The sequence below is a fragment of the Roseateles sp. GW821-FHT09B06 genome (assembly GCF_059418245.1).
This window is the reverse complement of record NZ_JBWKPM010000017.1, coordinates 90,231-102,711: the sequence shown is the minus strand read 5'-3', so window position 1 is coordinate 102,711 and position 12,481 is coordinate 90,231. Positions and strand designations below refer to the sequence as shown.

The window sequence follows — 12,481 nt, the reverse complement described above, 5'->3', positions numbered from 1 at the left end:
CGCCTGCGCCGCCTGGCCGCACCGCGCCTGCCCGAGCCGCTCTGGCGGGCGCTGCTGGCGCGGCTGCGCGCCGGCGGCGAACTGGCGCAGCGCGGCGCCCTGGTGCACCTGGCCGAGCATGGCGTGCTGCTGTCGGCCGCCGAGCAGCGCATCGCGCAGAAGGTGGCGCCGCTGCTGCAGTTGGCCGGATCCGAGGGGGCCTGGGCGCGCGATCTGGCGCGCGACAGCGCCGAGGGCGAGGCCCTGATGCGCACGACCCTGGCGCGCCTGGCGCAACAGGGCGAGGTGCATCAAGTGGTGAAAGACCTCTACTACGATCTGGCGCAGATGCGCACATTGGCGGGCATTGCGCGCCGCCTGGCGCGGCAGGGGGAGGGGCAGGTGCTGGCCGCGGACTTCCGCGACGCCACCGGCCTGGGTCGCAAGCGCGCGATCCAGCTGCTGGAATATTTCGATCGTGTCGGGTTGCTGCGCCGCGTCGGCGACGTGCACCGGCTGCGCGGCGAATCGGCGCTGTTCCTCGACGAGGGGCGGGCCGACGCGTCACAGACCTGAGGGCGCGGACCATAGGTTCTGCGGAGGGGAGACGACACCGGTGTGTCGGCCGGGCTTCAAACCCGGTGGGTGGCGCCATGCGCCGCCGGGTGGGTTCGACTCCCATTCCCCTCCGCCACGAGGCCGGGATCGCCGTAAAGTCGGGTCATGAACGAAGCACAGGAACTGGCCCTGCAAGCCCTGCTGGGGCGCTATTCGGTGGGGCCGAAATACCTGCTGGAGCCCGGGCCCAGCGATGCGGAGCTGGCGCTGATGACGCAGGCCGCGCTGCGGGCGCCCGATCACGGCGAACTGCTGCCCTGGCGTTTCAAGGTCGTGCGCGGCGCGGCGCGTCAGCGCATGGCCGAGTTGTTCGCCGACGCGGCACGCGCGGCGGGCAAGGACGAGGCGGGGGTGGCGCTGGATGCCGAGCGCGCGCTGAAGCCGCCGGTCACGGTGGCCGTGGTGGCGCGCATCGACCTCGGTCATCCGCAGGTGCCGGCCCATGAGCAATGGGCGGCGCTGGGCGGGGCGCTGGCGCAGTTCCTGACGGCCGCCCATCTGCTGGGCTACGGCGGCAAGATGCTCAGCGGCGCCAAGGTGCGCAACCCGCAGATCGCCGCGGCCTTCTGCGCGCCGGGCGAGACCCTGGTCGGCTGGGTGTCGCTCGGCACCCCGGCCAAGACGCCCAGCGGCCCCTCGCGCAAGCCGGGGCCGGAGGTGGCGCTGCAGCCCTGGGGGCAGGATCCGCAGGCTTGACGGCCGTCCGCCAACGTTATTTAGTTGTCGATACAGCGCTGCCGTCATTGCGGGTGAAGCTGCGCCGGATTTCGATGTGTACACTTGTACATAACGACACCCGACGCCGCATCGCGATGAAGACTCCCGCTTCCCGCATCGTCCTTGGCCTGGCCGGCCTGCTGCTGAGCGGCCTGGCCGGGGCCGCCGAACTGACCGTCTCGGCCGCCGCCAGCCTCACCCAGGCCTTCCGCGAGCTGGGCCCGCTCTACGAGGCGCAGTACCCGGGCAGCAAGCTGCAGTTCAATTTCGGCGCCTCGGGTGCGCTGCTGCAGCAGATCGCGAAGGGGGCGCCGGCCGATGTGTTTGCCAGCGCCGATCAGGAGACCATGGGCCAGGCGCAGCAGCAGGGCCTGGTGAAGGCGGCCGAGCGCAGGAACTTCGTCTCCAACAGCCTGGTGCTGATCGTGCCCAGCGCCGCCAGGACCGCGGCGCCCAGGGCCGTGGCTGACCTGGCCCGGCCAGTCTATGGACGGGTCGCGATCGGCCTGCCGGCCAGCGTGCCGGTGGGGCGCTACACCAAGGCCGTGCTGGAGAAGGCGAATCTGTGGGGCGCGATCGCGCCCAAGATGATCGCCGCGCAGAACGTGCGCCAGGCGCTGGACTATGTGGCGCGCGGCGAGGTCGATGCCGGCTTCGTCTATGCCACCGACGCGGCCCTGCTGCCCGACAAGGTGAGGGTGGCGCTGACCGTGCCGACCGAGAGCCCGGTGCTCTATCCGATCGCTCCGGTGGCGGCCAGCCCGCAGGCTGAGCAGGCACGCAGGTTCGTGGCCTTCGTGCTAAGCCCGCAGGCGCAGGCGGTGCTCGCCCGCTACGGCTTCGGCCAACCCTGATGGGCGAGGCCTGGGTTCCACTGCTGCTGACCCTGAAGGTGGCAGGCTGGGCCACCGCGCTGAATCTGCTGCTGGGCGTGGGCGTCGGCTTTGCGCTGGCACGGCTGTGCTTCCCGGGGCGTGAGCTGCTGGATGCGCTGCTGACCCTGCCGATGGTGATGCCGCCCACGGTGCTGGGCTACTACCTGCTGGTGCTGATCGGCCGCAACGGCCCGCTGGGCGCCTGGCTGCAGGCCGAATTCGGCATCAACCTGATCTTCACCTGGCAGGGCGCGGTGATCGCGGCCACTATCGTGGCCTTCCCGCTGGTGTTCAAGTCGGCGCGCGCCGCCTTCGAGGCGGTGGACCCGCAGCTGGAGCAGGCCGCGCGCGTGCTAGGCCTGAGCGAGACGGCGCTGTTCTTCCGCGTCACCCTGCCGCTGGCCTGGCGCGGCATCCTGGCCGGTGTGCTGCTGGCCTTTGCGCGCGCCACCGGCGAGTTCGGCGCCACCCTGATGGTGGCCGGCAGCATCCCGGGCAAGACCCAGACCCTGTCGGTGGCGGTCTACGAGGCCGTGCAGGCGGGCCAGGACGGCACGGCCAATTTCCTGGTGCTGGTGACCTCGATCACCTGCATCGTCGTGCTGCTGAGCGCCGGCCGCCTGGCGCCGGGGCGCGTGGCGGGAGTGACGCGATGATCTGGGACGTCGACGTGCGCCGCGCCTTCGTGCATGCGGGGCGGCGTTTCGAGCTGTGGGCCGCGTTCCGCAGCGATGCGCGCCGCCTGGTGCTGTTCGGCCCCTCGGGCGCGGGCAAGAGCCAGACCCTGAAGGTCATGGCCGGCCTGACCCGCGCGGACGCCGGCCATGTCAGGGTGCAGGGTCAGGTCTTGCTGGATGACCGGGCCGGCATCGATGTGCCGGCGCGCGAGCGCGGCCTGGCCTATGTGTTCCAGGACTATGCGCTGTTTCCGCATCTGACGGTGCTGCAGAACATCGCCTTCGGCCTGCAGGGCGGCTGGCGCAATCCCGCGCGCCATCTCGAGCATCCGGAGGTCGAGCGCTGGCTGGGCGCCTTCGGGCTCAAGCCGCTGGCGCGTCACTATCCCGAGCAGCTCTCGGGCGGCCAGCGCCAGCGCACGGCCCTGGCGCGCGCCCTGGTGGCCGGTCCGCGCGCGCTGCTGCTGGACGAACCTTTCGCGGCGCTGGACAGCGCGCTGCGTGCGCGCCTGCGCGACGAATTGGCGGACTTGCAGGCCGGGCTGAACCTGCCGATGCTCCTGATCACCCACGACGAGGCCGATGTGCAGCGCCTGGGCGAGGCCGTGCTGCAGATGGACGAGGGGCGCATGCGGTGACGGAGCGCAAGACAAGCAAGGACCTGGCGCTGCATGGCAGCCTGTGGCTCAGTGTGGGCGGCGCGAAGCTGGGCGGCGCAAACCGCATCGAGCTGCTGCGCGCGATCGGCGCGCAGGGTTCGATCACGCGGGCGGCCAAGGCGGTCGGGCTGAGCTACAAGGCGGCCTGGGACGCGGTGGAGCAGATGAACAACCTGGCCGGCGCCCCGCTGGTCGAGCGCAGCACCGGCGGGCGCGGCGGCGGCTCGACCCGGCTGACCGAACGCGGCCGCCAACTGGCCGAGCGCTTTGCGCAGATCGAGGCGGTGCACCAGCGCTTCGTGCGCCAGCTCAGCGCGGAGGGCGCCGACCTCTCGCGCGATTTCCAGCTGCTGAGGATGCTGAACATGAAGACCAGTGCGCGCAACCAGTTCGTCGGCCAGGTCAGCGGCTACCGGGCCGGCGCGGTCAACGACGAGGTGCAACTGACCCTGCCGGGCGGCGCCACGATCGTGGCCATCATCACCCGCGAAAGCACCGAGCAGCTGGGCCTGAAGCTGGGCGCCACGGCCTTCGCGCTGGTCAAGTCCAGCTCGGTGCTGCTGGCCACCGAGCTGGAGGGCGCCAAGCTCTCGGCGCGCAACCAGCTGGCCGGGACGGTGCTGGCCGTGACGCCGGGCGCGGTCAATGCCGAGGTGCTGCTGGACATCGGTGGCGGCCAGAGCCTGGCCGCCACCATCACCCAGGCCAGCGCGCAGGCGCTGGACCTGGCGCCGGGCCGGCCGGTCACGGCCCTGTTCAAGGCCTCCAGCGTGATCCTCGGTAGCCTGGTTTAGGCGCGTTTCTCGCGCGGGACCGATAATCCCGGCTTTCACGGTTTCCGAGAAGGACGGGCGCGATGTCGTCTATTCCCCTGCGCTACTGGGTGCTGATGGTCTTTGTTGCCTCGGCGCTCTACGCCCATTACCGCGGCAAGGTGCGCTTTCGCCTGGCGCGCGCGCTGACCGACTTCACGGTGCTGATCGCGCCGGTGAACGCGCTGATGTACCTGTTCTCGCGCGCACCGGCCACGCCCTATCTGGACGCCAAGCAGTTCAAGGAGCTGGAACTGCTGCAGCAGAACTGGCAGACGATCCGCGAGGAGGCGCTCAAGCTCAACGACGAGGGCCAGATCAAGGCTGCGTCGACCTACAACGACATCGGCTTCAACTCCTTCTTCCGCACCGGCTGGAAGCGCTTCTACCTGAAGTGGTACGGCGAGGACCTGGCCTCGGCCAAGGCGCTGTGCCCGAAGACCGTGGAGCTGCTGCGCCAGATCCCGACGGTGAAGGCCGCGATGTTCGCCTCGCTGCCGCCCGGCAGCCGCCTGGTACGCCACCGCGACCCCTATGCCGGCTCGGTGCGCTACCACCTGGGCCTGACCACGCCCAACTCGCCCGGCTGCTTCATCGAGGTGGACGGCCAGCGCTACCACTGGAAGGACGGCGAGGCGGTGCTGTTCGACGAGACCTTCATTCACTACGCCGAGAACACGACCGAGCAGCAGCGCGTGATCCTGTTCTGCGACGTCGAGCGGCCGCTGTATTTCGCGCCGGTGCGCTGGTTCAACCGCGGGTTCGCGCGCCTGGTGATGACGGCCTCGGCCACCCAGAACGTCGAGGGCGAACCGGTCGGCGCGCTCAACAAGTTCTTCTTCTATGCCTACAAGATCCGCATCTGGGGCAAGGAACTGAAGAAGAAGAGCCGGCCGACCTACTACATCGGCAAATGGGCCCTCATCCTGGGGCTGCTGTACTGGATCTTCGTCTGAGATAGCCCCCTGCCGGTCCGAGAGGCCGGCCGCTAACGCAGCCCCAGCGCCTCCTCCAGCTCCCGCGGCCCATAGGGCTGCGGCCGCTGCGACCAGGCCTCCACCAGGGCCTGCATGCGCGCGTTCAGCGGCGCCTGGCGCCCCTCGCGCCGCGCCAGCCGCACCACCTCGCCGCACAGCGCGTCGATCTCGGTCGTGCGGCCCAGGGCCAGGTCGTCGGCCATGCTGGAGCGCGCCTTGGCGTCGATCTTCAGCATGCGCGCGGCCAGCAACCGGAACAGCGGCGTCGGCAGGCGCAGCAGCGCCGCGAAACGCTCCGGCGGCACCGGCGTGACCGGCGCCACGGCGATGCCGGCGCCCTGCAGCACCTCCAGTGCCTCGGTCTGCAGCGCCGCGAAGCAGCGCCGGTAGCCGCGCTCCAGCAGCTCGGCGCGCAGCGGCCGGCCCGACAGCGCATTGACCGGGTTGTTCAGGTTGATCAGCAGCTTGCCCCACTGGACGGGGCGCAGGTCCTTTTTCAGCCGCAGCGACAGGCCGAAGCCCGCGAAGGCCGGGCGCAGCGCCTCCAGCGCCGCGTCCTGCTCGGCCGCCAGACCTCCGGCGGTGCCGCGGTGATAGTGGCCCGGCGCCAGCTCGGCCACATTGAAGGGCACCATGCCGGCGCGCCACTGCAGCCCCGGCGCCGCCTCGCGGGCCCGCTCCACATTGCCCACGCCGTTCTGCATCGACACGACCACGCTGCCGGCGGGCAGGGCCGCGGCGAGCTGGCGGGCCGCGTCGGCGGTGGCGCCGCTCTTCACGCACAGCAGGGTCAGTGCCGGGTTCAGCCCGGCGGGCGGGGCCTCGTGCAGCCGCAGGCCGCCCGGGGCCAGGTCTTGCCGGCGGCCCTCCAGATCGCTGATCGTCAGGCCGCGCTCGCGCAGGGCCTGCAGCACGCGCGGCCGGGCGACGAAATGCACCTCCAGCCCGGCGGCCGCCAGCGCGCCGCCCAGGAAGCAGCCGATCGAGCCGGCACCCATCACCAGGACGGGCCCGCTCGGCGAGGGCAGGGCGCTCACGCGGCAGGGTGGGCCAGGTCGCGCAGATGCGTCGGGCCGGCCTGTTGCTCGATCTCGGCCAGCAGGCCGCGCCCCCAGCCCAGCGCGAACAGCGCCTCGCCGACCACGAACATCGGGCCCACCAGCAGGCCGACCAGGTCATCGACGAAGGCCGGCTTCTTGCCCTCGTAGTAATGGCCGACGAACTGGATGATCCAGCCCAGCACGAAGGCGCCGATGCCCCAGGCGAGCCAGGATGCGGCCGAGCCGGCCGCGAAGGGTTCGGCCAGCGCCATCAGCACTGCATTGACCCCGGCCGTGGCCAGGCCCAGCACCAGATTGCCGCGCGTCAGGTACCAGATGGTGGACAGGCCCCATAGCAGCCAGGCGGCGCTCAGCGCGTAGCCGCCCAGCCCGAACTGGGCGCGCGCCAGCAGGATGCCGATCGCGAACACGATCAGCGGGATGCCGACAAAATGGGTGGCGATGTTGCGGCGGTCGCGGTGGTAGCGGGCGTACTGCACCATCAGATCCAGCGCGGGGCGGAAGGGACTGGCGGCCATGGCTTTTCTCCGATTTCGAATGACTTGATGCTAGTTCAGCAGCTCTGCGCCCGACTGTCAAAATCCCAACTTTTGGCCTCGCCGTTTTCCCTATGCCCCAGTCCCCCCTGAGCCCAGCCGAAGCGGAGTTGCTGCGCGCCAATCCCTGGTTCGCCGGCTGCGATGCGCGGCTGCAGGCGCAGTTGCTGGCGGGCGGTCGGCGCGTGCGCCTGAGCCCCGGCCAGGCCCTGTTCGAGCGCGGCGGCCAGGCCGAGGACCTGTGCTGCGTGCTGGAAGGGGCGCTGCGCGTCGGCGCGGCGCAGGCCGACGGTTCGGCCAGCCTGCTGGCCTGGCTCGAGCCGGGCCAGTGGTTCGGCGAGATCTCGCTGCTGGACGGCTTGCCGCGCACCCATGATGCGGTCGCCGACGGGCCGAGCAGCGTCTGGCTGCTGCCCCATGCCGAGCTGCAGGCCTGGCTGGAGGCGCATCCGGCCTGCTGGCGCGATCTGGCACGGCTGGCCTGCGCCAAGCTGCGCCTCGCCTTCGAGGTGCTGGAGGACATCGCCCAGCTGCCGCTGCAGCAACGTCTGGCCAAGCGCCTGGCCCTGCTGGCCGAGGGCTACGGACACACCGCGCCGCGCCGGCGCATCCGCCTGCCGCAGGAGCAACTGGCGCTGATGATGGGCGTGAGCCGCCAGACCGTCAGCAAGGCCCTGCATGCGCTGGCCGATCGCGGCCTGCTGGCGGTGCATTACGGCGAGATCGAACTGCTGGACCTGGCGGCGCTGCGGGCCCTGAGCCGCTCATGAAGCACCGCATTCTCCTCATGCTCTGGCCGGCCCTGCTGCTCGCCGGCTGTGCGACCGGACCGCTGCCGCCGCCGGCCGCGCCCCGGGAGGTGCTGCCGGCGCTCGCACTCGCGCCGCGCTTTGCCGCACTGCGGGATCAACTGGGCGGCCGGCTCTACCGCATCGACCCGGCCCAGTCGGCCGTGCGGGTCTATGTGTTCCGCGCCGGGCGCGCGGCCCGGCTGGGGCACAACCATCTGCTGACGGCGCCGCGCTTCGAGGCCTGGCTCTTGTGGCCGGAGGCCCTGGCGCAGGCGCGCTTCGAGCTGCGTCTGCGCCTGGAGGATCTGCAGCTCGACGACCCGGCGCTGCGCGCGGCCACCGGCGGGGGCTTTGCCGCGCCCCTCGGCAGCGAGGCGGTAGCCGCCACGCGCGCCAATATGCTGTCGGCGGGTGGTCTCGATGCGGCACGCCATCCCGAGCTGGGCCTGCGCCTGCTGGCACTGGCCGGCGAAGCGCCCAAGCTGGCGGCCCGGGTCGAGATCAGCCTGGCCGGGCGCAGCCATGCGCTGACCCTGCCGCTGACCCTGCACGAGCAGGCGGGCGGCCTGCAGCGCATCGACGGCAGTTTCGTGCTGCGGCACAGCGAGCTGGGGCTGCAGCCCTTCAGCGTGGCCGGCGGCCTGCTGGCGGTGCAGGACGAGCTGGTGATCGAGTTCAGCCTGCTGGCGCGTCCGCTGTGAGCGGCCCGGCCGCTCGGTAGGCGGTGGCGGCCGACACCTGCAGCAGCACCTCGGTGCCGCGGGCATCGGAGCGTATCGTCAGTCTGGCGCCGATGCGGCGCGCCCGCTCCCGCATGCCGGCCAGCCCGAAATGTCCCGCAGGCTCGCCGCCTTCGGCGTCGAAGCCATGGCCGTCGTCGCGCACCCGCAGGGCCAGCCTGTCGCGGCCGAAGCGCAGCTGCACCGTCACCTGTTGCCCGCCGGCATGGCGCAGGGCGTTCGAGAGCGCTTCGCGGGCAATGAACTCGGCCTCCTCGGCCGCCCGCGCGTCGAGCGCGCGCGGGCGGCCGCTGAGCTTGAAGCGGCAGCTCGGTCCGGCAAAGAACTCGGCCAGCTGGCTGCAGGCCAGCGCCAGCGCATCCGGCAGCGAGGGCGGCGTGGCACGCAGCTCGCTGACGCGGTCGCGGCCCTCGATGATGACCTGCTCCGCCTGGTTCAGCACGCGCTCCAGATCCTCGCGCAGCCGCGAGCCCCGGGGCATCTGCTGGACCGTCGCCTCGACCTGCAGGGTCAGCCCGGTGACGCCCTGCAGCAGCGTGTCGTGCAGCTCGCGGGCGATGCGTTCGCGCTCGCGCAGCCGTTCGCCCAGGCGCTCGCGCAGCCGCGCCGAGATCTGCCGGATGCGCAGCCGGTACAGCGCCCAGGCGAGCAGGGCCACCAGCGCCAGGCCCAGGGCCGCGAACCAGCGGGTCTGCCAGAAGGCCGGGGGCACGCTGAAGGCCATGCTGGCGCCCTGTTCGTTCCACACCCCGTCGTTGTTGGCGGCGATCACGCGGAATACATAGCGACCCGGGCCGACCTGGGTGTAGACCGCTTCCCGCCGGGTGCCGGCATCGCGCCAGTCCTCGTCATAGCCCTCCAGCTTGTAGCGAAAGCGCACGCGCTGCGGGATCGTCAGGCTGGTCGCGGTGTACTCGATGCGCAGATCGGCCCTGCCCACCGGCAGTTCGGGCGCCGCGTCGGGTTCGTGGCGCCGGCCGTCGGCGATGAGGGCCTGGATCAGCACCGGCGGCGGCAGCCGATTGCGCTGCAGGCGGGCGGGGTCGAGGACGAACAGGCCGCTGGGCAGGGCCATCCACAGCTTGCCGTCGTCGGCCTCGACCAGCGAGGGCAGGGGCCGCACCTGGCTGGCGCTGCCCAGCAGGCCGTCCAGCGCGTCGAAGCGCTCGGCGCGCACCCGGTGCGCGGGCTCGGCCAGGGCGCGCTGCCAGTCGCCGGCCTCGATGCGGGTCAGGCCGTTGGCGGCGTTGATCCACAGCTGGCCGGCCGCCGTCTCGACGATGCCCGAGACCACGCTCGGCGCCTCCATGCCCTTGAAGCTCAGCGTGCGCATCGCGCGGCCGTCGTACAGGGCCAGGCCGCGCTGGCCGCCCAGCCAGACCCGCGGACCGCGGGCGCTGATGGCCATCACGGCGCCGATGTCCAGGCCGTTGTGCGGTCCGAAGGGGAGCGCCGCGTCGCCGTCCACGCGCAGCGCGCCGCGGTCGATATAGCCCAGCCACAGCCGCCCCTCGGCGTCGTTGCCCATCGACATCAGGCGGGCGCCCTGGTCCGCCGGCACGGCTTGCCAGCGCTCGCCGACCCGCCGGTAGGTGCCCTTGACGACCAGGGAGGTCCAGAGCGCGCCGCTGCGGTCCAGACCGATCGCATGCACGGGCGCGAAGGCCAGCGGCGGGCTGTCGTCGCCGGCATCCGGGCGCGCTACCTGCCGGGCGCGCCCCTGCGCGTCAAGCATCCACAGCGCGCCGCGCGAGCCGATCCAGAGCCGCCCCAGGCGGTCGCGATGCAGATGGGAGGCGCGCCGGCCGACGGCCGGGAAGGTCTCGACCGCCCCGTCCGCAGGGCCGACACGGAACAGCCCGCCGAAGTCCGTCGTCGCCCACACGCGCCCCTGCCCGGCCGGCGCGACGCCGACGCTGCCGTCCTGGGCGCCGAGCGCGACGCGCCGCACATGGCCGACCCTGAAGCGGTCCAGCCCGCCGGCGGTGCCGATCCAGACATTGCCCTCGCGGTCCTCCAGCAGGCAGTGGAACTCGCCGCTGAGGCCCTGGGCGATGCCGAAGCTCTGGGTCGGTGCTGCGCGGCCTGCCGTACCGGCCTGCGGGTACGGCAGGCGCAGCACGCCGTCGCCGCTGCGTATCCACAGGCTGCCGTCGGAGTTGAACCAATGCTGGTCGCCGTTGGCCGGGAAGGGCAGGCGCTCGCGCTCCGGCACGGAGCGGAAGCGCTCGCCCTCGCGCACCAGGGCGCCGATGCGCTGGCGCTTGAAGTCCGCGGCCCAGACCCGGCCGTCCGGCGCCAGCGACAGGAAGGGATAGGCCGGCAGATCGGCGTCCACACGCCGGAACGCGGCCGCGCCACGCGGGCGCACATAGGCGCCGGTCTTGGCCGTGACCCATACATTGCCCTGCGGGTCGACCAGCAGGGTGCGGAAGGGCACGGGCTCGCCGTCCAGCGCGAAGCGCTGCCAGCGCCCGTCGCTGAGCCGGGCCAGGCCGCCGGTGAAGGCGGCCCAGAGGCCGCCCTCGCCATCCTCCGCGAAGGCCCAGGCATTGCCAAAGGGCAGGCCGTCGCGCTCGCGGTGGTGGACCAGGCCTTGTGGGCCCAGGATGCTGATGCCGCCATGGCGGTAGCCGATCAGCAGCCGCCCGTTCGAAACGGCCTGCAGGGCGGAGATGCTGCCCGGCGGCAGCGCCTGCCCGCGAACCTCCCGGATGGGCTCGAAGCGCATGCCGTCGAAGCGGAACAGGCCGCCGCCGGTGCCCAGCCACAGATAGCCGTCGCGGGTCTGGGCCAGCGCCAGCACATGGGTCGGCGCGCCATCGTCGCCGCGCCAGGCGGTGTGATGCAGCTGCGCCAGGCTCAGGGCCGGGTCCAGGGCTCGTGCCGGCCCCGCCCACCAAGCCGCCAGCAGGCCCAGGATCATGCACAGGGCCAGGGAGCGGCGGCGGGGCGGCGAGAACGTTGGGCGGGCGGGCACCGGGGTTGGTCGTCGGGTTGGGCGTCGGGCGATGGAGCGCATTGTCGCCAGATCGCGGGCCGGCCTTTCTGGTCACAACGCGACCTGCTGCCGTAGTGTCAACAGGCCTGGCTTGCCGCCAGTTGTTCCTCGGCCTGCCGGTAGGCTTCCCAGAGTCTGGCCTCGAGCTCCGGCGAGGCCGGATGCAACGGCGCGCGCAGCTCGTTGTGCAGCAGGCCGAGCCGCGCCAGCACCGCCTTGATCGGCGCCGGATTGCTCTCGGCGAAGCACAGATTGATCCAGCGCGTCAGCGCCCGCCAGCATTGCCGCGCCGCCTCGGGGTGCTCCTCGGCCAGGGCCCGGACCAGCCGCACATAGGCCGGCGTCAGCAGATGGGCGCTGGCCGCGATGGCGCCGGCCCCGCCCAGCGCGAGCGTGGGGAAGATGTTGTGGTCCTCGCCGGCCAGCACGGCCAGGCGGCCGTCGTTGATCAGGGCCTGGGTGGACTGGATCTGCCCGCCGCAGTCCTTCAGCGCCTGGATGCGCGGGTGCTCGGCCAGCTTCAGGAGGGTGGGCAGCTCGATCTTGACGCCGGTGCGGTAGGGGATGTCGTAGAGCACCAGCGGGGCCGGCGTGCCGTCGGCGATCTGATTGAAGAAGTTCAGCAGGCCCTGCTGCGAGGGGCGGATATAGCTGGGCGGCGGCAGCAGGAAGGCATGGACCGGAAAGCGCTTGGCCAGTTCCTCCATGCGCATGGCCACCGGCCCCGGCCGGGGGCCGGAGACACCCATGATCACGGGCAGCGGATCGGGCCCCGAGGCGGCGGCCTCGCAGACGGTTTCCAGCACGGCATCCTGCTCCTGCGGCTCGAGCAGGGCCGCCTCCCCGGTGCTGCCGCAGGCGACGAAGCCCCGCACGCCGTCGGCGCGCAGCCGCGCCACCAGGCGCGCGAGCGCGCCATGATCGACGGCATCATGCCGCAGCGGCGTGACCAGGGGGATCCAGAGGCCCTTGTAGTTGTCGTGATGGGGATATGGCGCGGACACGGGTTTTCTCCTGTGGGTTCGACCAGGAAACCGT

At 72.1% G+C, this 12,481-nt stretch carries 13 protein-coding genes and 1 tRNA gene; 10 read left to right on the top strand and 4 right to left on the bottom strand.

Annotated features, from left to right (window positions below; translation table 11 throughout):
- From AC07OQ_RS15755 to AC07OQ_RS15720, 8 genes are all read left to right on the top strand, one after another.
- Positions 1-555, top strand: a 555-nt coding sequence (locus AC07OQ_RS15755) for a SelB domain-containing protein (RefSeq protein ID WP_495054078.1), incomplete at its 5' end; no start/stop codon positions are given.
- 22 nt (positions 556-577) lie between these two features.
- A tRNA-Sec gene (locus AC07OQ_RS15750) sits at positions 578-673 on the top strand.
- Between the two features lie 29 nt (positions 674-702).
- Positions 703-1,293, top strand: a complete 591-nt coding sequence (locus AC07OQ_RS15745; protein ID WP_495054077.1) for a nitroreductase family protein — start codon at positions 703-705, stop codon at positions 1,291-1,293.
- 116 nt (positions 1,294-1,409) lie between these two features.
- Positions 1,410-2,168, top strand: a complete 759-nt coding sequence (gene modA, locus AC07OQ_RS15740) for a molybdate ABC transporter substrate-binding protein (protein ID WP_495054076.1) — start codon at positions 1,410-1,412, stop codon at positions 2,166-2,168.
- Complete coding sequence (gene modB / locus AC07OQ_RS15735) at positions 2,168-2,845, top strand: molybdate ABC transporter permease subunit (protein ID WP_495054075.1); 678 nt, start codon at positions 2,168-2,170, stop codon at positions 2,843-2,845. Before modA ends, modB begins: the two co-directional genes overlap by 1 nt.
- On the top strand, positions 2,842-3,504 hold the full coding sequence (locus tag AC07OQ_RS15730; RefSeq protein WP_495054074.1) for an ATP-binding cassette domain-containing protein: 663 nt from the start codon (positions 2,842-2,844) through the stop codon (positions 3,502-3,504). The genes modB and AC07OQ_RS15730 overlap by 4 nt, the downstream gene beginning before the upstream one ends.
- Positions 3,501-4,319 carry a TOBE domain-containing protein gene (locus AC07OQ_RS15725; RefSeq protein WP_495054073.1) on the top strand — a complete coding sequence of 273 codons (819 nt, stop codon included), beginning with the start codon at positions 3,501-3,503 and terminating at the stop codon, positions 4,317-4,319. The genes AC07OQ_RS15730 and AC07OQ_RS15725 overlap by 4 nt, the downstream gene beginning before the upstream one ends.
- Positions 4,320-4,396: 77 nt before the next feature.
- A complete protein-coding gene (locus AC07OQ_RS15720) occupies positions 4,397-5,293 on the top strand; it encodes an aspartyl/asparaginyl beta-hydroxylase domain-containing protein (protein ID WP_495054080.1) in 897 nt (298 codons plus the stop codon).
- A gap of 32 nt (positions 5,294-5,325) precedes the next feature.
- On the opposite strand, the gene AC07OQ_RS15715 is transcribed toward AC07OQ_RS15720, so the two are convergent.
- Both AC07OQ_RS15715 and AC07OQ_RS15710 read right to left on the bottom strand, forming a co-directional pair.
- On the bottom strand, positions 5,326-6,351 hold the full coding sequence (locus AC07OQ_RS15715; protein ID WP_495054072.1) for a 2-dehydropantoate 2-reductase: 1,026 nt from the start codon (positions 6,349-6,351) through the stop codon (positions 5,326-5,328).
- A complete protein-coding gene (locus tag AC07OQ_RS15710) occupies positions 6,348-6,893 on the bottom strand; it encodes an Mpo1 family 2-hydroxy fatty acid dioxygenase (RefSeq protein ID WP_495054071.1) in 546 nt (181 codons plus the stop codon). The genes AC07OQ_RS15715 and AC07OQ_RS15710 overlap by 4 nt, the downstream gene beginning before the upstream one ends.
- A 92-nt stretch (positions 6,894-6,985) precedes the next feature.
- Here AC07OQ_RS15710 and AC07OQ_RS15705 point away from each other — a divergent pair, with 92 nt between their 5' ends.
- Together AC07OQ_RS15705 and AC07OQ_RS15700 are read left to right on the top strand one after the other, a co-directional pair.
- Positions 6,986-7,681 carry a Crp/Fnr family transcriptional regulator gene (locus tag AC07OQ_RS15705; RefSeq protein ID WP_495054070.1) on the top strand — a complete coding sequence of 232 codons (696 nt, stop codon included), beginning with the start codon at positions 6,986-6,988 and terminating at the stop codon, positions 7,679-7,681.
- Complete coding sequence (locus AC07OQ_RS15700) at positions 7,678-8,403, top strand: YceI family protein (RefSeq protein WP_495054069.1); 726 nt, start codon at positions 7,678-7,680, stop codon at positions 8,401-8,403. The genes AC07OQ_RS15705 and AC07OQ_RS15700 overlap by 4 nt, the downstream gene beginning before the upstream one ends.
- On the opposite strand, the gene AC07OQ_RS15695 is transcribed toward AC07OQ_RS15700, so the two are convergent.
- Both AC07OQ_RS15695 and dapA read right to left on the bottom strand, forming a co-directional pair.
- Positions 8,378-11,368, bottom strand: coding sequence for a sensor histidine kinase (locus AC07OQ_RS15695; protein ID WP_495054068.1), 2,991 nt, complete (start codon positions 11,366-11,368; stop codon positions 8,378-8,380). The two genes, AC07OQ_RS15700 and AC07OQ_RS15695, sit on opposite strands and share 26 nt — an antisense overlap.
- Before the next feature lie 152 nt (positions 11,369-11,520).
- Positions 11,521-12,447 carry a 4-hydroxy-tetrahydrodipicolinate synthase gene (gene dapA / locus AC07OQ_RS15690; protein WP_495054067.1) on the bottom strand — a complete coding sequence of 309 codons (927 nt, stop codon included), beginning with the start codon at positions 12,445-12,447 and terminating at the stop codon, positions 11,521-11,523.
- Positions 12,448-12,481 lie beyond the last annotated feature (34 nt).

Bases quoted from the DNA above. Each gene is read 5' to 3' on its own strand.
- AC07OQ_RS15695 (WP_495054068.1), bottom strand. From the start codon at position 11,368: ATGATCCTGGGCCTGCTGGCGGCTTGGTGGGCGGGGCCGGCACGAGCC.
- AC07OQ_RS15710 (WP_495054071.1), bottom strand. From the start codon at position 6,893: ATGGCCGCCAGTCCCTTCCGCCCCGCGCTGGATCTGATGGTGCAGTAC.
- AC07OQ_RS15730 (WP_495054074.1), top strand. From the start codon at position 2,842: ATGATCTGGGACGTCGACGTGCGCCGCGCCTTCGTGCATGCGGGGCGG.
- modB (WP_495054075.1), top strand. From the start codon at position 2,168: ATGGGCGAGGCCTGGGTTCCACTGCTGCTGACCCTGAAGGTGGCAGGC.
- modA (WP_495054076.1), top strand. From the start codon at position 1,410: ATGAAGACTCCCGCTTCCCGCATCGTCCTTGGCCTGGCCGGCCTGCTG.
- AC07OQ_RS15705 (WP_495054070.1), top strand. From the start codon at position 6,986: ATGCCCCAGTCCCCCCTGAGCCCAGCCGAAGCGGAGTTGCTGCGCGCC.
- AC07OQ_RS15745 (WP_495054077.1), top strand. From the start codon at position 703: ATGAACGAAGCACAGGAACTGGCCCTGCAAGCCCTGCTGGGGCGCTAT.
- AC07OQ_RS15700 (WP_495054069.1), top strand. From the start codon at position 7,678: ATGAAGCACCGCATTCTCCTCATGCTCTGGCCGGCCCTGCTGCTCGCC.